This is a genomic window from Amycolatopsis sp. NPDC034160, from assembly GCF_055575355.1.
In genome coordinates, this window is the sequence record NZ_JBVISU010000007.1 from 294,686 (window position 1) to 317,796 (window position 23,111).

Annotated in this window: 13 protein-coding genes; 5 read left to right on the forward strand and 8 right to left on the reverse strand. The window is 70.0% G+C overall.

Annotated features, from left to right (window positions below):
* Window positions 1-224: 224 nt before the first annotated feature.
* Window positions 225-12,227, forward strand: coding sequence for an SDR family NAD(P)-dependent oxidoreductase (locus tag ACZ54P_RS17695; protein ID WP_465462592.1), 12,003 nt, complete (start codon window positions 225-227; stop codon window positions 12,225-12,227).
* An 18-nt stretch (window positions 12,228-12,245) separates the two neighbouring features.
* A complete protein-coding gene (locus tag ACZ54P_RS17700) occupies window positions 12,246-12,740 on the forward strand; it encodes a TIGR03618 family F420-dependent PPOX class oxidoreductase (protein WP_465462593.1) in 495 nt (164 codons plus the stop codon).
* Window positions 12,741-12,921: 181 nt separating this feature from the next.
* Here the strand turns inward: ACZ54P_RS17700 and ACZ54P_RS17705 are convergent, their stop codons facing one another.
* From ACZ54P_RS17705 to ACZ54P_RS17740, 8 genes are all read right to left on the reverse strand, one after another.
* Entirely contained in the window at window positions 12,922-14,112 is a 1,191-nt protein-coding gene (locus ACZ54P_RS17705) for a cytochrome P450 (RefSeq protein WP_465462594.1), read from the reverse strand.
* The gene (locus ACZ54P_RS17710) at window positions 14,105-15,313 is read right to left on the reverse strand and encodes an acyltransferase family protein (protein WP_465462595.1); all 1,209 of its coding nucleotides are present in this window, start codon (window positions 15,311-15,313) and stop codon (window positions 14,105-14,107) included. The genes ACZ54P_RS17705 and ACZ54P_RS17710 overlap by 8 nt, the downstream gene beginning before the upstream one ends.
* A 92-nt stretch (window positions 15,314-15,405) precedes the next feature.
* Window positions 15,406-15,813 (reverse strand): VOC family protein, encoded by a 408-nt coding sequence (locus tag ACZ54P_RS17715; protein WP_465462596.1) that lies wholly within the window; start codon window positions 15,811-15,813, stop codon window positions 15,406-15,408.
* Between the two features lie 57 nt (window positions 15,814-15,870).
* Window positions 15,871-16,050 (reverse strand): hypothetical protein, encoded by a 180-nt coding sequence (locus tag ACZ54P_RS17720; RefSeq protein ID WP_465462597.1) that lies wholly within the window; start codon window positions 16,048-16,050, stop codon window positions 15,871-15,873.
* Window positions 16,047-16,742, reverse strand: coding sequence for a TfuA-like protein (locus ACZ54P_RS17725; RefSeq protein ID WP_465462598.1), 696 nt, complete (start codon window positions 16,740-16,742; stop codon window positions 16,047-16,049). Before ACZ54P_RS17725 ends, ACZ54P_RS17720 begins: the two co-directional genes overlap by 4 nt.
* Before the next feature lie 10 nt (window positions 16,743-16,752).
* Window positions 16,753-18,105, reverse strand: coding sequence for a YcaO-like family protein (locus ACZ54P_RS17730; RefSeq protein ID WP_465462599.1), 1,353 nt, complete (start codon window positions 18,103-18,105; stop codon window positions 16,753-16,755).
* Window positions 18,102-19,082 carry a selenoneine biosynthesis selenosugar synthase SenB gene (gene senB, locus ACZ54P_RS17735; protein WP_465462600.1) on the reverse strand — a complete coding sequence of 327 codons (981 nt, stop codon included), beginning with the start codon at window positions 19,080-19,082 and terminating at the stop codon, window positions 18,102-18,104. Before senB ends, ACZ54P_RS17730 begins: the two co-directional genes overlap by 4 nt.
* A complete protein-coding gene (locus ACZ54P_RS17740; protein ID WP_465462601.1) occupies window positions 19,079-20,707 on the reverse strand; it encodes an NAD-dependent epimerase/dehydratase family protein in 1,629 nt (542 codons plus the stop codon). Before ACZ54P_RS17740 ends, senB begins: the two co-directional genes overlap by 4 nt.
* A 195-nt stretch (window positions 20,708-20,902) precedes the next feature.
* Here ACZ54P_RS17740 and ACZ54P_RS17745 point away from each other — a divergent pair, with 195 nt between their 5' ends.
* The 3 genes from ACZ54P_RS17745 (at window position 20,903) to ACZ54P_RS17755 (ending at window position 23,058) form a co-directional block, all read left to right on the forward strand.
* Window positions 20,903-21,307: an arsenate-mycothiol transferase ArsC gene (locus tag ACZ54P_RS17745; RefSeq protein WP_465462602.1), complete on the forward strand. Its 405-nt coding sequence runs from the start codon at window positions 20,903-20,905 to the stop codon at window positions 21,305-21,307.
* Window positions 21,308-21,584: 277 nt separating this feature from the next.
* A complete protein-coding gene (locus ACZ54P_RS17750; RefSeq protein ID WP_465462603.1) occupies window positions 21,585-22,433 on the forward strand; it encodes an alpha/beta fold hydrolase in 849 nt (282 codons plus the stop codon).
* Between the two features lie 49 nt (window positions 22,434-22,482).
* Window positions 22,483-23,058 carry a dihydrofolate reductase family protein gene (locus tag ACZ54P_RS17755; protein ID WP_465462604.1) on the forward strand — a complete coding sequence of 192 codons (576 nt, stop codon included), beginning with the start codon at window positions 22,483-22,485 and terminating at the stop codon, window positions 23,056-23,058.
* Window positions 23,059-23,111 lie beyond the last annotated feature (53 nt).

Sequence of the window (23,111 nt, forward strand, 5' to 3'; positions counted from 1 at the left end):
CCGGTGAGGGGTGGGTCCAGTTGGTCGTGAGTGGCGATTCGGGTTCTCACCCGAACCGCCACTCCCGACCAGCCGGACCGACGGTTTCCCGCCGCCCTCCCGCCCCCGCAGGGGAACGCGTGGTGCCGTCTCGATATGACCAGGTAATAGCGCTGTTCTTCCGTTGTGCCCGATGCGGCCGGAGCACTGGCTCGCGATTCGGCGACCGACGTAGCTTCGAAACCATGTCCGCATATTCTGGTGGGGAAGTTTTCACGCGGTCCGGATCGGTCGCGATCATCGGCATGTCCTGCCGGGTCGCGGGAGCGGCGGACGTTCCTGGATTTTGGGGGCTCCTGCGCGCGGCGAAGGACATGGTCACCGAAGTCCCGGAAGATCGCCGGGGTGCCGGCGGTGACGCCGGTTCACGGTGGGGATCGTTCCTGCACGACGTGGAAGGCTTCGACGCGGGCTTCTTCGGTGTGTCGCCGCGCGAGGCCGCGGTGCTCGACCCGCAACAGCGGCTCGCGCTCGAACTGGCGTGGGAGGCCATGGAAGACGCCCGCGTCGTCCCGGCGACGCTGCGCGGCCAGGACTGCGGCATGTTCCTCGGCGCGATGCGGGATGACTACGCCCGGCTCGCCCAGGAGCACGACGTCACCACCCAGCACAGTTTCACCGGGCTCCACCGCGGGCTCATCGCGAACCGGGTCTCTTACTTCTGCGGCCTGCGCGGGCCGAGTTTCACTGTCGACTGTGGACAGTCGTCGTCGTTGGTCGCCGTGCACCTCGCCGCGCGGAGCCTGCTCTCCGGAGAATCGGCGATCGCGCTGGCCGGCGGGGTGAACCTGAACCTCGCCCGGTCGACCGCGCGTGAGGTGGAGGAGTTCGGCGGACTGTCCGCGAGCGGCCGTTGCCGCACCTTCGACGCGGAGGCTGACGGATTCGTCCGCGGCGAGGGCGGCGGCATCGTCGTGCTCAAACCACTGGACGCCGCGATCGCCGACGGCGACCGGGTCTACGCGGTGATCGCCGGCAGCGCCGTCAACAACGACGGCGGCGGGGCGGGCCTCACCGTGCCGGATCGCGCGGCGCAGGAACAGGTGCTGACCCAGGCCCTCGAAGACACCGGGCTCACCCCGGACGACGTCGGCTACGTCGAACTGCACGGGACCGGAACGAAGGTCGGCGACCCGATCGAGGCCGCCGCGCTGGGCGCCGTCTTCGGGCGTCGTCCGGCACCGTTGCCGGTCGGCTCGGTGAAGACGAACCTCGGGCATCTCGAAGCCGCGGCGGGTGTGCTCGGCCTGATCAAGGCGGCCCTCGCCGTCCATCACGGGGAGATCCCGGCCAGTCTGCACTTCCGCGAGCCGAATCCGAAGATTCCGCTGGACGACTTGAAGTTGCGCTTCTGCACCGAGAGAACCGCCTGGGCGGACGCGGAACGGGTCGCCGGCGTCACCTCGCTCGGCATGGGCGGCACGAACTGCCACGTCGTACTCGCCGCCGCGCCTTCCCCGGCCCCGCGCGAAGCCGTTCCGGGCCCGCCGTCCGTGGCCTGCGTGCTCTCCGGCCGGACCCCGGCCGCGCTGCACGCTCAGGTTTCCCGGCTGCGAGCACATCTTCTCGAACATCCGGAGCAGGACGTCGCGGAGGTCGCCTGGTCCCTCGCCACGACGCGCACCGCGTTCGAGTACCGGGCCGCCTTCGTCGCTCGTGACCGGGCAGAGCTGCTGTCTACTTTGGACGGTGGCAGTGTCGACGTACGCGAGGCCATCCCTAATTGGTCCGCGGAACTGCGGTTCGGGTCCGCGCTGTCGGACTCCGATGGCCTCGAACTGTTCCCCCCGTTCGCCACGGCCTTCGGCGCAGCACTCGCCCTCTTCGGCGAACGTGGCGATGCCCCCGCCGCCAGGACGTTCGCCACCCAGATCGCGACCTACCGGCTGCTCAGCGCTTCGGGAATCGAGTGGGAAACGGTGTCCGGCGAAGGGATCGGAGAGTTCACGGCGGCGTACGTGAACAGGACGATCTCACCGGCGGAATTGATCGACGCGGTTCTCGCCACCACGACGGAGCAGGCGGGCGAGCCCACCGTCCTCCTTTCCGCCGGCGGACGGGAAATCTCGCTCGCGCCGGGTGTTCGCGCCTTCCTCACCGCGGTGGCCACGGCGTACACCGAAGGTGCCGCCGTGCAGTGGACGGCTCTGTTCCCCGACGGGCCACCGGAGCCGGTGGACCTTCCCCCGTACGCCTTCCAGCGCGAACGCCACTGGCTCGACACCCTCCCCGCCGCCGACCCCGTGTCCACATCGGACACCGAGACCATCGCCGGGATCGTGCTCGGCCACGCGGCCGCGGTCCTCGGGCACGACGACGCCGACGGCACGCCGTCCGGTCGTCTGTTCACGGAGCTGGGCTTCGATTCGATCATGGGCGCGGAACTGGCCAACCGGCTGACGTCGGCGCTGGGCGTGACCGTGCCGGAGACGGTGATCTTCGACCACCCCACCCCGGCGGAACTGGCCGCGCACCTGGGTTCCCTGCTGTCCGGCGCGGAACCGGAACGCCGTGCCCCCGCCACCGTTTCCGAACCCGCCGAAGCACACGAACCGATCGCCATCATCGGCATGGCCTGCGCCTACCCCGGCGGGGTACGCGATCCGGAAGACCTCTGGCGGCTAGCGGCCGACGGCGTCGACGCGATCGGGGACCTCCCTCGCGACCGCGGCTGGGACACCGACTCGCTCTACGACCCGGATCCCGCCCGGCAGGGACATTCCGTCACCCGCAGCGGCGGATTCCTCTATGACGCGGCCGAATTCGACGCGGGGTTCTTCGGCATCTCGCCACGGGAGGCACTGACCACCGACCCGCAGCAGCGGCTGCTGCTGGCGAGCGCGTGGGAGGCGTTCGAGGACGCGGGCATCGTCCCGGCGAGCCTGCGCGGCAGCCGGACCGCGGTGTTCGCCGGGGTCATGCACCACGACTACGCGCCGAGGGTGCACACGGTGCCGGACGGGCTGGAAGGCCACCTGATCACCGGCAACACCTCCAGTGTCGTCTCCGGGCGACTGTCCTATGTGTTCGGTCTGCACGGCCCTTCGGTGACGGTGGACACCGCCTGTTCCTCCTCGCTCACCGCCCTGCATCTCGCGGCGCGGTCACTGCGTGCGGGTGACAGCGACCTGGCGCTCGCGGGTGGTGTCACCGTGATGGCGACGCCGGAGATGCTCGTCGAGTTCTCCCGGCTGCGGGGGCTCGCCCCGGACGGCCGCTGCAAATCCTTCGCCGCGTCGGCGGACGGCACCGCGTGGGCGGAGGGCGTCGGCGTGCTCGTGGTCGAGCGGCTTTCGGACGCACGGCGGAACGGCCACCGGGTGCTCGCCCTGCTGCGGGGTTCGGCGGTCAACTCCGACGGCGCTTCGAACGGCCTGTCCGCCCCGAGCGGCCCGGCGCAGGAGCGGGTGATCCTGGACGCGCTCGCCGACGCGGGCCTTCGCGCCTCGGACGTGGACGCCGTCGAGGCGCACGGCACGGGCACCACCCTCGGCGACCCGATCGAGGCGCAGGCGCTGCTCGCCACCTACGGCCAGGCACGGCAGCCGGACCGTCCGCTGCTGCTCGGTTCACTCAAGTCGAACCTCGGCCACGCACAGGCCGCGGCCGGGGTCGGCGGGGTGATCAAGATGGTGCAGGCGATGCGGTACGGCCTGCTGCCGAAGCTGCTGCACCTGGACGAGCCGTCCCGGCACGTGGACTGGTCGTCCGGCCGGGTCGAGTTGCTCGCGGAGCACACCCCGTGGCCGGAAACCGGCCGCAAGCGGCGCGCGGCGGTGTCGTCGTTCGGGATCAGCGGGACCAACGCCCACGTCGTGCTCGAAGAGGCACCGGACGAGGCCGAACCGGCTCCGGTGAAGGCTCCGGTCGTACCGCTGATGCTTTCGGCGACCGGCGAACAGGCACTGAGAGATCAGGCAGGGCGGCTTCGTGCCCGCCTCGAGTCCGATCCTGACCTCGACGTCCACGACACCTGCTTCACCCTGGCGAGCGCGCGGACCCGGTTCGCCCACCGCGCGGCCGTGCTGGGGCGTGACCGCGATGAGCTCGTCAGCGGCCTCACCGCGCTCGCCGCCGGGGAGTCCGCGGCGGAAGTGGTCACCGGCAAGGACAAAGCGGATCCACGGCCGGTGTTCGTCTTCCCGGGGCAAGGCAGCCAGTGGGTCGCGATGGCCAAGGAACTGCTGGACACCAGCCCGGTGTTCGCCGCCAGGATGGCGGACTGCGGACGGGCGCTCGAACCGCACGTGGACTGGCTCCTGCCGGAGGCACTGGCCCACAAGGACGCGCTGGAGCGGGTCGACGTCGTCCAGCCGGTGCTGTGGGCGGTGATGGTTTCGATCGCCGCGCTGTGGGAGTCGCACGGCGTGCGCCCGGCCGCGGTGGTCGGCCACTCGCAAGGGGAGATCGCGGCGGCGACCGCGGCGGGCGCGTTGTCCCTCGAAGACGGTGCGCGAGTGGTCGCCTTACGCAGCAAGGCGATCCGGGCGCTCTCCGGCCGGGGCGGCATGCTGTCGGTGGCGCTGCCGAGGGCGGAGGCGGGGCGCCGGATCGAACGCTGGAACGGCAGGCTGTCCATCGCCGCGGCGAACGGTCCGTCGGCGACGGTGCTTTCGGGTGATCCGGCGGCCTTGGACGAACTGACCGCGGAACTCGGCGAAGCGGGCATCCGGGCCAGGCGGCTTCCGGTCGACTACGCGTCCCATTCCGCCCACGTCGAGGAATTGCACGACACCCTGCTCGAACTGCTGGCGGGGCTGGCCCCGCGGACGAGCGAGGTGCCGTTCCATTCGACCCTCACCGGCGACCTGATCGACACCGCCAAACTGGACGGCGAGTACTGGTACCGGAACCTCCGCAACCCGGTCGAGTTCGACCGCGTGATCCGGCGGCTGGCAGGCGATGGCCACTCGCTCTTCGTCGAATGCAGCCCTCATCCCGTTCTCACCGTCGGATTGCAGGAGATCCTGGACGAAGCCGCGCGCGATGGCGTCGCGCTGGGGACGTTGAGGCGGGGCGAAGGGGGTCTCCCCCGGTTCTTGCGCTCACTGGCCGAAGCGGCGGTACACGGGGCCGAAGTCGAGTGGGACACGGTCTTCCCCGGAGGCAGGCTCGTCTCCCTGCCCGCCTACCCCTTCCAGACGGAGCGGTTCTGGCTCACCCCGACCACGCAGGCGGCCGGTTCGGCGTCGCTGGGCCTGCGCGCCGCGGGACACCCCTTGCTCGGCGCGATGGTCACCCTCGCGGACGGCGACGGGTCGCTGTGGACCGGCAGGCTTTCCCTCTCGACCCATCCCTGGCTGGCCGACCACGCCGTCGACGGCACGGTCCTCCTGCCGGGAGCGGCTTTCGCGGAGCTGGCCCTGCACGCCGGTGACCAGGCGGGCTGCCGCCGGGTGGACGAGCTGACGTTGGAAAGCCCGCTGGTCATCCCGGCCGACGGCGCGGTCGAACTGCAACTCACGGTCACCGCGGGAGAACCGGGACGGCGGGGTTTCACCGTCCACTCCCGGCCCGCGGATTCCGGTGACGGGACCGGCTGGACCCGGCACGCGACCGGTTCGCTCGCCACGCCGTCCTCGTCCGGCCCTGGCCTGCGGGAATGGCCGCCGCCGGGAGCCGAGCCCGTCGACCTCGACGGCGCCTATCCCCGTCTCGCCGACATCGGTTACGAGTACGGCCCCGCTTTCCAGGGACTTCGCGCGTTGTGGCGGCTCGGTGAGGAGCGGTTCGCGGAGGTTGCCCTGCCGTCCGAAGGCGGCGAACCGACGTCGGGGTTCGGCATCCATCCCGCGTTGCTCGACGCCGCACTGCACGCGATCCTCGTCGCGGGGGAAGGCGGCGACGTCGTCCGGCTCCCGTTCGCCTGGACGTCGATCGATCTCCACGCGACCGGCGCGAAATTCGTTCGCGTGCGGATCACCCCGGCCGGTGACGACGCGGTCGCGCTGACGCTGGCCGACGGAGCGGGCGATCCCGTCGCGACGGTCGGATCCCTCACCCTCCGGCAAGTCGATCTCGGCAAGCTCGCCGGGCCACGGCCGAACCGCGACTTGCTGCGCGTGGACTGGATCCCGGTCACGGAACCGAACGCGGAGCCGCCTTCCTTCGCCGTCTTCGAAGATCTGGCCGCGCTGCGCGCGTCGCTCGGCGAGGGCGGTGCCCTGCCCGAGTTCGTCGCTGTCCCTTGTGGACCGAGAGACGACCGGGACGATCCGCGTGCCGCGACGGTCGAGGCGCTGGAATTGATCCAGGACTGGATCACCGACGAGACCTTCGGTGCCGCGAAAATCGTCCTGCTCACCCGGCGGGCGGTCGCCACCACGGCGGACGGCGATCCGCCGGAAACCGCCGGTTCCCCGGTCTGGGGGCTGGTGCGGGCCGCGCAGTCGGAAGCGCCGGACCGCGTAGTGGTGGTCGACCTCGATCGCGAAGGCACCCCGGAGCAGGCGCTGGCGGCGCTCGCCGCCGGCGAACCGCAGTCGGCGGTCCGTGGCGGCGAGGTGCTCGTGCCCCGCCTCGTCCGGCTGACCGAACCCGGGGAGCGGCGGGAAAGGGCGCTCGATCCGGATGGGACGGTGCTCGTCACCGGCGGCGTCGGAAGCCTCGGTGGGCTGATCGCCCGGCATCTCGTCGCCGAGCACGGCATCCGGCATCTGCTGCTCACCGGCCGCCGCGGGCCGGGCACTGAAGGCGCCGCGGAACTGGTCGACGAGCTGACCCGCTCGGGCGCGCGGGTGACGGTGGCCGCCTGCGACGTCGCCGACCGGGAGCGGCTGGCGGAGGTGCTCGGGGCCATCCCCGCCGAGCATCCGCTGACCGCGGTCGTCCACGCCGCGGGCGTACTCGACGACGGCACGGTCGAATCGCTCACCGCGTCCACAGTGGACACCGTCTTCCGGCCGAAGGTCGACGGCGCCCGGAATCTGCACGAGCTCACCGAGGGCGCGGATCTTTCGGCGTTCGTGCTGTTCTCTTCCATCGCGGGCATCATCGGCAACGCCGGCCAGGCGAACTACGCGGCGGCGAACAGCTACCTCGACGCGCTCGCTCACCGTCGTCGTGCGCTCGGCCTGCCCGCGACCTCACTCGCGTGGGGGCTGTGGGCCCTCGACACGGGCATGACCGGGCATCTGTCCGAGACCGATGTCGCGAGGATGGCCCGCCGCGGTCTGCTGCCCCTGCCCACCGAACAGGGGCTCGCCGCGTTCGACACCGCGCTCACCGGCGGTCCCGCCCTGCTGGTACCGGCACGCCTCGACGTCACCGCGTTGCGCGACCAGCGGTCACCGCTGTTCTCCGTGCTGGCCGCGCCGTCGCGGCGCGTCGCGACGGCCGCGAGGGAAGCCGGTGCGGCCGTGACCTCGTTGCCCCCGGACCGGGACGAGCAGGCGATGACGGAACTCGTCCGGCGGACCGTCGCGGCGGTTCTCGGCCATGCCACGAAGGACTCCGTGGCGGGGGACAGGGCGTTCCACGAGATCGGTTTCGACTCCCTCACCGGCCTGGAGCTGCGCAACCGGCTCGGCGAGGCGGTCGGCCTGCGCCTGCCCGCGACCCTGGTGTTCGACCACCCGACCCCCGACGCGCTGGCCGAGTACCTCTCGGAGAGGTTCTGGGGCGATCAGGCACCGCGAGCCGTCGAAGCCGTCCCCGCACCGGTCCGTGCCACCGACGACGATCCCGTCGTGATCGTCGGCGTGGGCTGCCGCTACCCCGGTGGCGTGGAATCCGCGAAAGACCTGTGGGAGGTGTTCGCCCGCGGCCGCGACGTGATCTCGGAGTTCCCCACCGACCGGGGCTGGGATTTGGGCGGCCTCTACGACCCCGATCCCGAGACACCCGGCAAGTCCTACGTCCGCCACGGTGGCTTCCTCGACACGGCGACGGAATTCGACGCGGAGTTCTTCGGGTTGTCACCACGCGAAGCGCTCGTGATGGATCCCCAGCAGCGGCTGCTGCTGGAGGTCTCCTGGCACGCGCTGGAATCGGCGGGGATCGACCCCGCGGTGCTACGGGGCAGCCGGACCGGTGTGTTCGCCGGTGTCATGGGCGGGGATTACGCGCTTCCGCTCGCCGAACTGCCGGAGGACCTCGTCGGTCAGGTATCGGTGGCCAACGCGGGCAGTGTCGCCTCCGGCCGGGTGTCGTACGTGTTCGGCTTCGAAGGGCCGTCGATCACCCTGGACACGGCGTGTTCCTCTTCGCTGGTGGCGATGCACCTCGCCGCCCAGTCGCTGCGCACCGGCGAGAGCGAACTCGCCCTCGCCGGTGGCGTCACGGTGATGGCCACCCCCAAGCTGTTCGTGGAGTTCTCCGAGCAGCGAGGACTCGCCCCGGACGGCCGGTGCAAACCCTTTTCCGCCGACGCCGACGGCACCGCCTGGGCCGAGGGCGCCGGGATCGTCGTCCTGGAGAAGCTGTCCGACGCGCGGCGCAACGGTCATCCCGTCCTGGCGATCCTCAAGGGTTCCGCGATCAACTCCGACGGCGCGTCGAACGGGCTGACCGCGCCTAACGGACGGGCGCAGCAGCGCGTCATCACCAACGCGCTCGGCGACGCCGGACTGTCCACAGAGGACATCGACGTGGTCGAAGCGCACGGCACCGGGACCACCCTCGGCGACCCCATCGAGGCGGGCGCGCTGCAAGCGACCTACGGGCAGCGCCGCAGCCGCCCGCTGCTGGTCGGTTCCGCCAAGGCCAATCTGGGACACGCTCAGGCCGCGGCGGGGGTCGCGGGCGTGCTCAAGATGATCGAGGCGATGCGTCACGGCACCTTGCCGGGCCTGCTCCACGACCGGCCAAGCACCCACCTCGACTGGAACGACGGCGGCATCGCACTGATCACCGAACCGACGCCCTGGCCGGAGACCGACCGGCCGCGCCGCGCCGCCGTCTCCGCTTTCGGCATCAGCGGCACCAACGCGCACGTCATCCTGGAACAACCCGGCGCGGCACCCGCCGAACCGGCTCCCACCCGGCCGGGGCCGCTGGTTCCGTGGACTTTCTCGGCGGCCGCGCCCGGCGCGCTGACCGAGCAGGCGCGACGCCTCGCGAGGCACATCACCCCCGAAACCGGCGCACTCGATCTGGCCCGTTCACTGGCCACGACGCGTACCCGCCACCGCTACCGCGCGGTGGTTCTCGGCCGGGAGACCGGCGACCTGATCACGGCGCTGACCGGCGCCACACCGGCGACCGCCCTCCACACCGGCGAGGCCGTCGACGGACCGGTCGCGATGGTCTTCCCCGGCCAGGGCAGCCAGTACCCGGGGATGGCGAGCCGGCTGTACGAGGACCTGCCGGGTTTCGCGGAGGCCTTCGACGAGGTTTGCGCGGAACTGGACCCGCATCTGGACCGGCCACTGGCGGACATCGTGTTCGCCGCGGCAGGCACGCCGGAGGCCGCGCTGCTGGACCGCACCGACTTCACCCAGCCCGCGGTCTTCGCGGTCGAGGTGGCCGTCTTCCGGGCGCTGACCGGGTTCGGGGTACGGCCGCACTTGCTCGCCGGTCATTCGGTCGGCGAGATCGCCGCCGCGTACGCCGCGGGAGTGCTCTCGCTGCCGGACGCCGCCGCCCTGGTGGCCGCACGGGGACGGCTGATGCAGGCCCTGCCCGGCGGCGCGATGGTCGCTTTGCGCCTGAGCGAACCCGAGGTGGAAGCCCTGACGGCGGAGTACCGGGGCGAGGTCGGGATCGCCGCCGTGAACGGCCCCGGCTCCGTGGTGATCTCCGGCGACGAGGAAGCCGTCATGGCGGTGGCCGCCACGGTCACCGCGGCGGGCGGCCGGGCGACGCGCCTCGCGGTGAGTCACGCGTTCCACTCACCGCGGATGGATCCGATGCTGGACCGGTTCCGGCAGGTTCTGGACTCCCTGGAATTCCGGCGGGCGACGGTTCCGATCGTCTCGTGCGTGACCGGGGAACGCCTGGAGCCGGAGGAAGCCGGCTCCCCGGAGTACTGGGTACGGCACGCCAGGGACACCGTCCGGTTCGGCGACGCACTGCAGACGATGGCCGCCGAAGGTGTCGGAACGATCGTCGAAACCGGCCCCGGAAACGCCCTCACCACGCTGGGGCAACAAGCCCTTCCCGAGCACGCGGCCGGACTCGTGTCCTGCCTCCGGCGTGGCCGCGACGAGACCGAGACGCTGGGAGCCGCGCTGGCGACGCTGTACACGCGCGGGGCCGAGGTGGACTTCTCGCCGTGGTACGCGGGCGGTCGCCGGGTGGACCTGCCGGGCTACGCCTTCCAGCGCAGGCGCTACTGGCTGCACCGGCGCCGGTCCACAATGGACTCGCTGGCGAGCGAACCGGGCTGGCGGCTCCGGAACGCCGGCGTGCATTCGCTGCCGACCGGATCCTGGCTGGTGATCGCCCCACCGGGGGACGACCTCGACGAACGGGTCACCAAGGCGGAGCGGGCGCTGGCCGAACGCGGCTGCTCGGTGCGCCTCGTCCGGCACACCGGCTCCGACGGATGGGCGGCCCGGCTCGCGGAGCACGCGGAAGCCGCCCCCGACGGCATCCTCTGGCTGGCAGGCGGGCAGGACAAGGCGGGTGTCACGGCGACGGCGGACGTGCTCGCGCTCGTCCAGGCCTTGGAACGGACCTCGATCGAGGCGCCGGTCTGGGCACTGACCACCGGCGCGGTCGCGACCGCCCCCGCCGATCCGCCGCCGGATCCCTGGCAGGCGGGCGTGTGGGGGCTCGGCCGGGTCGTCGCGCTCGAAGCCCCGCACCGCTGGGGCGGACTCATCGATCTGCCGCCGGAACCGGACGACACCGGCTGGGCCCACGTCTGCGAGGCATTGACCTGCGGCGACGGTGAAGACCACTTCGCGGTGCGCGCCGACGGGCTCCACGTACGGCGGCTGACCGCGCTCGAATTCCCGGAGACCGACGCGGGCTGGCGGCCGTCGGGCACGGTACTGGTCACCGGCGGGCTCGGCGCGCTGGGCAAGCAGGTCGCCCGATGGCTGGCAGGCCGCGGCGCGCCGCGTCTGGTCCTCGTCGGCAGGCGCGGCGCGGAGACCCCGGGAGCAGAGGAGTTGCGTGCCGAACTGACGGCGCTCGGTACCGCCGTGACCATCTCGGCCTGCGATGTCACCGATCCGGAAGCACTGCGCGCGTTGCTCGCCGAACATCCGGTGACCGGTGTGGTGCACGCGGCCGGTGTCCTCGACGACGGCGTCCTGGACGCCCAGTCCGCGCGACGGCTGGAAACGGTTTTCGCGGTGAAGGCCGGAGCGGCGTGGCTGCTGCACGAACTGACCGCGGACCTTCCGCTGGAACAGTTCGTCCTGTTCTCCTCGATGGCGGGCACGTTCGGCGCTCCCGGCCAGGCCAACTACGCCGCGGCGAACGCCGCCGTCGACGCGATCGCCCAGCACCGGGCGGCTCTCGGCCTGCCGTCGACGGCGGTGGCATGGGGGCCGTGGGCGGAGGAGGGCATGGGGACCGGGGTCCCTGGCCAGGGCCACCACGACGGCGTGTCGGGGATGAGCGCGGAGACCGCGCTGGCGGCACTGGACCGCGCGCTCGCCCGCCCGGCGGCCGCGCAGGCGATCGGAGCGGTCGACTGGGCGAGGTTCGTCCCCGCTCACACCGCGACCAGGGCCAGCCGGGTGTTCGACGACCTCGTCGGCGGACGACCGTCGACCACGACGGCCGAGACGTCCCCGCGGGACCGGCTGGCCGCGCTCTCCGGCGAAGAACGCAAAGCCGCCTTGCTCGCCGCGGTGGTGCGCGCGGTCGCCGCGGTCTCCGGTCACGACGACGACGTCATCGGGGTGCACCGGCCGTTCCGCGACCTCGGCATGGACTCGCTCGCCGCGATCCAGCTCCGGAACCGGCTCAACGCGGAAACCGGACTCCGGCTCGCCACCACCGTCGTCTACGAACAGCCCACCCCCGCCGGCCTCGCCGCGTACCTCGACGAGTGCCTCGGAGACGACCGGGCGGACGCGACACGGGCCGTCCTGGCGAAGCTCGGTGAACTCGAAGCCACATTGTCCACTGTAGACATCGACGCCGAGATCGCCGAGCGGCTCGAAGCGATGGCGCTCAAGGCCCGTCCGGCCGTCCCCGGCTACGACGACCTCGAATCGGCTTCGGAAGACGAACTGTTCGACCTCATCGACGACGTCCTCGCCCACGACGACGACGCGTCAGCCGCCTGAGAGAAGGAAGCAGGAAACATGAGCACTGGTACGCGAGAACCGCTGAAGGCAGGCCGTCCGCACATGCCCGGCTACGGCACCGAACGGTGTGAAGCCGGATTGCTGCCCTGGTCATGGGCCGACGACAAACTGCGGACCACGATGAACTACTGGGTCGCGACCGTCCGGCCGGACGGCAGGCCGCACGTGATGCCGGTGTGGGCGACCTGGGACGGCGAAGCGCTGTGGTTCGGCAGCACTCACACCTCACGCAAGATGCGCAACCTGCGCGCCGACCCCCGCTGCACCGTCACCATCGACGACGCGCTCGACCCGGTCGTCCTCGACGGTGTCGCGGAGTTCGTCACGGATCCGGAAGCCGTCGCCACCTACGTCGAAACCGCCAACGCGAAGTACGCGTCGGCCTACAGCTACGACCCGGACGTCAACGCCATCGTGGCGATCCGGCCGGCCTGGGCCTTCGGGATGCGGGCAGAGGACTTCACCGGGACACCCACCCGGTGGCAGTGGTAAGTCCGAGGCGGCGCAGTACAGACGGGGTCGTGAGTGGCGATTCGGGTTAGAACCCGAATCGCCGCTCACGACCAACCCAGCCCACCCCTCACCGGAAGCCTCAAGTCACGAAAGTCCGTGAAGGCCTCCTTCCCTACCTTGAGCGTAGGGAAGGAGGCCTTCATGGCACTTCAAGCCGGTGTCAGCCCAAATTCACCAGCAGCCTGGCCGGACGCTTGAAAGCGCTGTCGGTCCATTCCACCTCGTCCGGGTCCTCGGCCAGCGAGAGCCCGGGATGCCGGTCGACGAAGGCGGCGAGCAGTTCCTGCATCTCCATCCGCGCCAGGTTCGCCCCGAGGCAGAAGTGCACGCCCCTGCCGAAGGTCAGATGCGCCTTCTCGTCCCGGTCGAGGCGCAGCTCCCGTGGGGCGTCGTAGATCGTGGGGTCGTAGTTCGGCCCGACGAAGGACGCGACGACCGCCTCGCCCTTCCGGATCGTGCCGGACGGCAGTTCGACGTCCTCCAACGCGACCCGGAGCGGAGCGCCGTCTCCCGGGACCTCGACGCGCAGCAGTTCTTCGACGGCGCTGGGCACCAGGCCGGGATCGGCGACCAGTCGCTCGTAGTGCTCGCGAGGGGCCAAGAGCCGCAGGAACGCGCGGGAGAGTACCGATCCGGTCGTCTCGTGCCCGGCGAGGAACATCCCGATGGTGTTGCGTACCAGTTCGTCGTCGCTGAGCCGGTCGCCTTCGTACCGCGCTTGGATCATCGTCTGGAGCACGCCGTCACCCGGCAGGTCCCGCACCTGTTCGATCAGTTCGACGCAGTACGCCGCGAACTCCATCAGCGCCGCGGTCTGCTCTTCGATACCGAGACCACCGGAGGGGAGCAGGAGATCCGACCAGTGCCGGATCCGTTCGGCGTCGATCCCCGGTACGCCCATCACCTCGCTGATCACCTCGACGGCGAAGGGGAACGCGACCGTGCTCACCACGTCGACGGCCGGTCCTTCGAGTCCGTCGATCATCTTGTTGGCCATGGTGCGCACCCTGGGCCGCCACTCCTCGATCTTGCGTTTGGTGAGGGTGCCTGCCAGCAGGCTGCGGAGCCTGGTGTGCCGGGGCGGGTCCATGTTCATGATGATGTCGGGGTCGACGGTGAAGTCGAGGCCGTCGGCCTGCCTCGGTGCTCCCTCGTAGGTGAGGTTGCGGCTGAATCGCTGATCGCTCAGCACTTTCACGACGTCGTCGTAGCGGACCGCCAGCCTGGCCACGTCGCCGCTCTGCAGCCGGACCTCACCGAGCGGGCATTCCCGCAGGCGGCGTTCGTAGTCTTCGACGGGACGACCTCGCGGGCCGGGAGGGAACGGGAAACTCTCGAGTTCTTCAGCCATGGTCTTCCATCCTCACCGTGGGTGCCGGTGCCGCGGCCTTCGCGGGCGCCGATTCTTGCCGATATACAACGAGTTCCGGTCTGCGCCGGGTGGAGAACCGCCGCATGACGGGTCGTTCCACGCCCGCGTAAAGCAGCCACGACAAGAGGAGCGTCACCCCGAACAGCAGGGCCGCCACCCCCAGCGCCACCGGTGTGCCCCACTGGTCCCCGATCCACTTCACCCCGAAGGTCAGCACGAGCCAATGCACCATGTAGAAGGCGAAGGAGACTTCACCGAGCCACACCATCCGGCGACCGGCCAAGAAGGTCTGTTCCCCATCCCGGTCGGCCACCGCGCCCGCCGCGATGAGCAGGCCGAGTGGCACCACCGTGACCGCCGTCAGCTTGTAGGTCATCGGGAAGAACGGCGCCGCCGCGTAGGCGACCAGGGAAAGCGCCGCGGCCCAGCCGAATCGGAGCGGCAGACGGCGTCCTTCCAGCACGATACGGGCCAGCAGGATGCCGAACACGAAGTCGAGCAGGCGGACCGGCGCGAACGCGTAGACGAACCAGAACCGCGGCACCGAGGTCTCGGCGTACCAGAGGTAAGGCTCGTTCGGCAGCGAGGTCGCGGCGAGTGGGATCAGCAGGATCACCGCGATGACCGCACCGGCCCAGAACCACAGCCGGTCGGGCCGGATCCGGCGGAGGTACCGGAACAGCAAGGGGAACGACAGGTAGAACAACACCTCGCAGGAAAGCGACCACGAGACGATGTTGAAGCCGCCGTTGACCGGCGCCCAAGCCTGCAGCAGCGACAGGTTCAGTGCCGCCGTCTCGAAATCGAAGGTCTCGTTCGCGACGAAGCCCAGCAGCAACGCCGCCGCGAGGAAGGTGACGACGTGGTTCGGATAGATCTTGAAGAACCGGCGGCGCCAGAACGTCCGCGCCGTGTCCTTCTCGCGTGCGGACCAGGCCAGCACGAAACCGCTGAGGACGAAGAAGAACCCGACACCGGTGAAGCCACCCTGGATGAACATCGCCGTCATCGACTTCTGGACACCGGGATCGGCGAACAGGTTCTCCAGGGTGAGGTGGGAGAGGAAGACCGCGAGCGCGGCGATGAAGCGCATCCCGGTCAGCGACGGCAGGCGCGTGGCCCGCGCGTCGCGGGCCACGCGGCGGCCGGAGCCGGCCGCCGGCGAGAGGGAAATGTCCATGTCCCCATCGTCAGCGACCGCTCTTCAGCAGGGCATCTCCGCCGGTGCGGACCTGATCGAGGATCTTGCCCGCCGTCCGCCGGGCCAGTGGGTCAAACGCGCTGCTGGATACGGATCAGGTTCCCGGCGGGGTCACGGACGGCGCCGTCCCGCAAGCCGTACGGCTGGTCGGTCGGCTCCTGGATGATCTCGGCGCCCGCCTCCGCGAGCTGCTTGAAGAGGCCGTCGAGGTCGTCCGAGGAGAACAGGATGCTCGCGTACGTCCCCTTGGCCATCATCTCGGTGATGACGCGGCGTTCGTCTTCGGTGATCCCCGGGTCGACGGCGGGCGGGTGCAGCACGATCGACACGGGCTGCCCGGGCGGACCGACGGTGATCCAGCGCATGCCGTCGTAGCCCACGTCGTTGCGCACCTCGAAGCCCAGGATGTCGCGATAGAACGCCAGAGCGGCCTCGGGGTCGTTCTGCGGGAGGAAGCTCCCGTGAATGCTGATGTCCATGGTGGTCACGCTAGGTGAGACCGGTGTCCGGCGCTTCTCGATTCCTGATCGGCCGGGTCACTCGATCGAGGTCATGATCGTCATGGTCAGGGACTCCAGCGTGCCCTGGACACCGTCGGACGACGTCCGCACGGCCTCCAGGAACCGTTCGAGTTGTTCGGGGCTGAACCCGGCCAGCGGGGCGAGCGACGGGTCGACCGGTCCCTCGGGAAGCGGTCGCGGAACGGGAATGCTCACAGTGCACCTCGGGATTCGACGGATTTGATCCGCGGTTTCCCGGCCGGATCGAGGAAGTCACGCATCGCCGCGAGAAGCAGCAGTGCGTCCTCGCGTTTCGTGTCGGGGGCGCCGCCGTCGAAGAAGGCGGCGATCCTGGCGTGCTCGTCCGCCGGGATTTCCCGGCGCAGCAACATGAGCACGGTCCGGGTGACGCGCTGCGGGAAGTAGAGTTCCTTGGCGATTTCGAGGAACCGCTCCCCCGTTTCCGAGGCGAACGCGCCTTCCTCGACACCGGCGGCGATGGCGAACCGCAGGTTGACCATCGGTTCGGACAGCGCCGAAAGGTTTTCTTCGTCGTAGGTGACGGCGACCTCGTCGTCGGCGTCGATCCGCCCGGAGAAGTATTCCTCGTAGATCTTGCCGACGCCGACCATGCCGAACGGCGAGCATTCCGCCGCCCGCAAGGCACCCATACTCGACGAGCCGAACATCGTCACCCCGCGGTCCATCGCCTCGAGCACCTCCTTCGGCGAGACGCACAGGCTCTGCAGGAACCGGCCGTCCACGATGCCGATGGCCTCCGGCGGCTCCGGCCGGGCCAGCAGTTCGGCGAGGTCCCCTCGTTTGACCGGGGGCAGGAACTCGACGTCGAGTTCGGCCGCCGCCGCTTCCCGGTCGATGCTCGGGCCGATGAAAACCACTGCGCGCATGGCGGATCTCCTAGGCGGGCTTGGAAAGTTCGGCGGCGCGCTTGCGTGCCGACAGTTCGAGCAGGGCGTTGTTCCAGACCGTCGCCCCGCGCGGCCCGATCTTGCAGTGGTCGACGGCCCACGATTCGAGCCGCGGCACGATCACCCGCACGACGCTGACCGGGATCCCCGGCGGTGAGAGGTCGACGGCGAGCGCGCGTTCGAGGCCGGCGGCGCGGAGCCGGTCCAGGATCAGCTCGATGTCGGTCATCACGTCGTCGGTGGTCCACGACGGGATGTCGTCGAACGCGACCTGTTTGCGCATCGGCTGCCATGCCCACGCGCCCTTGTCGATGGTCGCCGACCGCTGGACGTGGTTCTGGTACTTGGACACGTTCTCGGTCGGGAGCCGGATGTCCTCGCGCATCGCCTGGATGTCGACCGCGCGGCCCTGCGCGCATTCGGTGATGGCGCGGATCAGCGCGACGTTCGCGTCGGGATGCGTGCCGAACCCGCCGTGCCCCTGTGACGTCGTCGGGCCGAGGTCTTCGGAGGTGGCAGCGAGAAAACTCGGGATCTCCAGATCCGAGGTGATGTGCACGATCCGCATCTTCAGCCCGGCGTCGTGGAATTTGTCCACGAGGGACTTCGCCAGCGGCGGCAGGGTCTCCAGGTCCACGTGCGGATGCAGTTCGCGCAGATACGACGTGAGGTGCTCGGGCTGCGGATCGACGAAGACACCCTTCTCCAGCACCTGGGCGAGCTGGCTGCTCACGAGTTCGGCGTTGGTCATCGAATCGCGTTCGATCAGTTCGGTGAGCGCGTGGCAAATGGCCTCTTCGACGCTGTTGCCTGACGCCAGTCCGTTGGTGGAAAGCACCTTGTAGCAAGGGGGTTCGTGGAACTTCAGCCCGTAGACGGCGCACGCCTGCGGGATGAGGATCGATTCGGCGTTCATCAGGTCGTGGGCCTCGACCCACGAGATCGGCAGATCGTCGCGGTAGTGCGCGGAAAGCTCGGCGTTGTTCTCACGCGGGTCCAGCACCGTGCGGCCTTCGGCGACCAGTTCCTGGTAGGAGGCGATGACCTGCGGCCGCACCGGCAGCGCGGCGGAGAACCGCTCGATCGCCTCCATCGCCGCGGAGGTCTTGGCGTCGATGTTCCGCAGGCCCTTGCCGTTGTAGACGGAGATGATGTCGTTGGATCGGGGCGCGATGGCGTTGTAGACCGGGATGCCGACCCGGTCGAGCCAGGTGATCTCCGCGACCCGGGTGACCCCGGCGCGCCGCAGATGCGGCTCGATCCGCGCGTAGGTCTGCTCGGCGGTGAACTCCCGGTGGACCCCGCCCCCGCCGACCTTCGGAACACTTTTCCTGAGTTTCATCGCACTCCCTCGTATCCGGCCTTCGCGGGGATCGCTTCGGCGAGCAGCCGTTTCCAGGCCTCGGTTTCGCGCTCCGGGTCGACCGAAGCGCGGCGAGCGGCGCACTGCCGCCGTAACCGGGTGTGAAGACCTGCGCGGTCGTGTTCGACGGCGTCGAGGACGGCGGCGAGCGCTTCCGTGTCACCGACGGGGAAGTAGCCAGCGTAGTCCGCGCCGAGCAAGCCGATCGAACCCGGAATGCGGGTGGAGACGATCGGGACGCCCGCGGCGAGCGCTTCGGTGACCACGTTCGCTCCGCCCTCGTGCAGCGAGGTGAGCACCAGCAGGCGGCTTCGGGCGAGTACGGCGAGAGCTTCGGGCCGCGGCAACGGGCCGAGCCACGAATAGCGCGGGTTCTCCGCGGATTCGGCGCGCAGCCGGTCGCCGATGTCGTCCTCGCGGACACCGCCGACGTGGGTCACGGTGATCCGCGACGACGGCGGCAGCAGACGCACCGCCTCGCTCAGCCGCAGGGGATCCTTGACCGGCCTGGCGTGCGCGAGGAAGGCGATCTCGAACCGATCCTCGGCAGGCGCCTCCCCCGGGATCGGTGGCATCGACTGGGTGATCACCCTGGTCCGGCTCCGCAACCCGGCCGGGACCTGCCGGACTCCTTGCGACTGAAGGACGACGATACGCGCGGCGCCGTCGAGCAGGGTCAGGTCGACCCCGCCGGTGACCAGGTCCGGGTAGAGGTCGGTGCCGGTCAGCGCGATCACGATCGGGGCGCTGGGACAGCCGAGGGAGAAAGCCCGGATCGCGGCCTCGCTCTTGCGGGCGTGCAAGGCGACGAGCAGGTCGTAGGTGCCGCCGTCGTAGTCCTCGACCACCCGGACCTCGTGCCCGAGTTCCCGGAACAGCCGTGCCCAGCGGCGCGCGGTGACGCCGTTGCCGTAGTCGCTCGCTTCGGGGACCGGCCCGGCGACGAGGATCCTCATCGGTCCCATTCCCGGTCGTAGGCCAGCCATTTCCCGAAGGCGCGGACGGCATCGTCGGCCGGGACGGTGGCTGTCCAGCCGAGTTCGGCCGCGGCGAGACCCAGCTTCAGCACGGCCGTCTCCGACGGTGAAGTCGCGGTCTCGATCGGCACGGAACGAACCGCCGCGCAGACGATCTTCGCCAGTTCGCTCCCGGTGAGCGTGGCCGTCGCGATGTCGTACACCGGAGCGACCGGTGCGCCGGTCAGCACGGCGTCGATCGCGCTCGCCATGTCTCGCACGTCGGTGAACTGGTGGACGCGATCGGGATCGACCCGCAGTGCCTCACGCGTCCACGCCAGCTGGATCCAGTGCGCCACTTCGGAATCCGCCGGGGTGTGCGGACCGATCGGCGTCGCGAACCGCAGGACGTGTTCACGCGCGCCGGTGTCGACGATGGCGCAGAATACGCCCGGATCCGTCTCTTCCCCGAGATGGACGAGCCGCGTCGAAGCGGAAGCGGCTTCACCGTCGACGATCTCGTGACCGAGTTCGGCCAGCAACCGGGCCAAGTACTTCGCGAGGGGGCCGCTTCCGGTGAGCGCGACCTGCAGCCCGCTTCCCGCCCGCGGACGGCGGGGGCGGGAAGCCCTCGCCCGCCCCGCGGTGAAGGCATCGATCGCGACTTCGTCGTGGGAAGCCGTGATCGCCTCGATCTCGGGCGCGGTGAGCCGGTCACAAAGACCGCCCGGTCCGATGCTCGCGAGCGCGAGATCCAGCGGCTCGCCCGCTACGGCGTCCACAGAGGACAGTCCCATGGCGAACGCCGTCAACCAGGTCTGCCAGGCGCCTTCGGAAAGATCGCCGCCCCGCTCGAATTCGGTTCTGCACTCCTGCGGCGAAATCCCCGATCGCCGCAGGAGCCGTTCTGTTCCGAGGTATTCCCAGTACCCGTCGGCGCGCACGGCGCATTCCGACGTGACGTGCTTGTGGAAGGGAATCATCTCGTGCTCGACGATCGCGCCATCGGCATCCGAAGGCGCGACACCGGAGAAACAGGAAGAACGCCGGAGCCCGTGCGCGTCGTTACCGGCGACGCTGGGCAGACCGGAATGTTCGACGGTATTGGGCACGGCGATGCGGATCGGCACCCCGACGGCCTTCAGATACCGGAACATGAGCACGTCACACGGCCAGCCGTCCGGATGTTCGTCGGCGTAGGGGGTGTAACCGCGCGCGATCGCCGCGGGCAGCATCATGGCGACGCAAGGCGCGTATTCGTTGACCGCGGTCGCCCAGGCCGCACCGGCGGCCGCGGCCATCCGCACCGCCGCGCCGTTACGGGAGTTCCAGTTGGCGTAGAAGGCGACGGCGTCATCGGGAAATCTTCCGGCCGCTTTCCGCGCGTGCTCGAAGAAACCGTCCGCGAGCTCGACGTCGTCCTGCAGCACGAGAAAGTGTGTCGCGTCGTCGGGAACGCCGCTCCAGGCCAGCCGTACCGTCCGTGACGTCGTCGGCGGCCCGTCCGGTCGCGGGTCCAGTACCACCCGCAGCGCGCCCGCGGGGTCGAGTCGCGCGAGTTTCGCCGCCGCTTCCCCTCGACTGGGATGCGCCATCACGGCGCCACTGAGCCGTACTTCGGTCATCGATAACCCTCGCCGTCTTCTACGGGTATCGGAGAGTGTGCCGCGCCGGTGAAGCCCGCTCTTCTCCCGGTATGCGCGGGTGCCGGAAAAGGTGCGGTTCTCCTCGATTGCCACTCTCTTCCGCACCCGCGATGGATGACGTTTTCACGGGTAATCTCGGTACCAGGACACATCACCGGAAGAACGGACGGCGTGATGACGGAAATCCTGTTCGTGTGCGTGCACAACGCGAGCCGGTCGCAGATGGCGGCCGCCCTGCTCAAGCATCACGGATTCGGCAGGGTCACCGTACGGTCCGCCGGCTGCGATCCGGCGGAGAAAATCAACCCGCTGGTGGCCGGGGCGCTGGCGGAATGGGACGTCGACATTTCGGCGGAGGTGCCGAGTCGGGTCACCTACGCCGACGTCGCGGCGGCCGACATCGTGATCACCATGGGCTGCCGGACCTATCCCGTCGCCGAGGGAACGCGGTACGTCGAGTGGGTCGTCCCCGACCCGGAGATCGAAGGGATCTCCGGCATCCGGCCGTTACGGGACGACATGGACCGCCGCGTGCGGGAACTGCTGGCGTCCCTTGTGGACGCTCCGGTCCCCGGCTAGCGGCAGGGTCCGGTTCTTCTTCGCGCGCTGTTTCAGGAAATCCGCTTGGTCAGGTGCACGACGACCTTGTCGCCGATCTCCTTCTGGATGATCTCGAGTCGTCCTCGTCCTCGTTCACCCGGTCAATGCGGTTCCGTGCTCTCTCGCGACCACCGCCGGCTGCCTGCGAACGGGTGAATATCCGAACCCGCCGGACGCGAGCGATGAGTTCGCGTCGGCCCGGAGTCACACCCTGGACACCACCCGACAGGTGGGACGATCGAGGAGGACGACCGAGATGACCAGCAGGAACGAAATCGTCGTCGACGGCGGGCGGCTGTACTATGAAGTCCGCGGCGCCGGGCCACTGCTCCTCGCCATGGGCTCACCGATGGGAGCGGACGCCTTCGCGCCGCTGGCCGACGCGCTGGCGGACCGGTTCACCGTGGTGACCCATGACCCGCGGGGCATTTTCCGGAGCAAGCTGGACGACCCGGATCAGGACTCGACGCCCCTCATGCGCGCCGAAGACGTCGTCGCGATCCTGGACGACCTGGGTGCCGAAACGGCCGACGTGTTCGGCTCCAGCGGCGGCGCCATGACCACCCTCGCGCTCGCCGCCCGCCACCCCGGCCGGATCCGGACGGTCGTCGCGCACGAGCCTCCAGTGCTGAACCTGCTGCCGGACGCGCCGGAACGGCACGCCGGGGTCGACGCGATCGTGAGGGCGTTCGAAACCGACGGCCTCGAGGCGGCGTGGCGGATGTTCCTGCGCACGTCCGGCTACGAGGACGATGAAGCAGGCCCGCCGCCCGGCGACTCCCCCGAGCAGGATCTGGAGGACGGGCGCCGCTTCTTCGTCCACGAGCTGCGCGAGACCACCCGCTATACCCCCGACCTCGACGCGCTGCGCGACGGCCCGGTCCGGGTCGTGATCGGCCTCGGCGCGGATTCCGGCGGCCTGCTCACCCGGCGGACCTGCGTGGCACTCGCCGACGAACTGGGTCTACCGGTGGTCGAGTTCCCCAGCGACCACGGCGGCTTCATCTGGGATCCGGACGGCTTCGCGAACCGGCTGGGTGACCACCTCCTGTACCCGCGAAACTTTGTTCCCGGAGGTGTCGATTCGCGTCGAGCGCGTTCGTAGCCAGGGTGAGAGGCCGGCGACGGACCGGCCGCACCGCCAGGAGAGCGCCATGACCGTCCCCTACACCTTCGATATCTTCTGCAGCCTCGACGGCTTCGGTTCGCACAGCGGCGACTGGGGTGGCTACTGGGGCAAGCAAGGCCCCGACCTGCTCGAACGCCGCCTGTCGCTGTACGACGAGCCGCAGCGGATGGTGTTCGGGGCGGCTACGGCCTCCCTCAACGCGCGGATGCTGTCTTCGCTCGGCCCGGAGTCGCTCGACCCTTGGGTCACCCGGATGTGGGCCCTTCCGGCCACGGTCGTGTCGAACACGCTGCGGGAACTCGACTGGCCGGACGCGACCATCGCGAGCGGTGACGCCGTCGACGTCATCGCCCGGCTCAAGGAGGAGTCCGACGTACCCCTGCGTTCGCACGGCAGCCTGTCGTTGAACCGGACGCTGATGGCCGCCGGGCTGGTCGACCGCGTCCAGGTGACGATCTTCCCCGTCCTCACCGGTCAGACCGGCGAGCGCCCGATCTTCCAGGACGCGGCCGATTTCGACCTCGACCTGCTCGAAAGCCGGACGCTCGACGGCCGCACCCAGGAGCTGATCTACCGGCCCACACCACGAGGCCGTGAGTGATTCGGCGTTCCAGCCTTCACGCCCAGAAGAGAGTGCCTTGAGGCTTTCGGTGA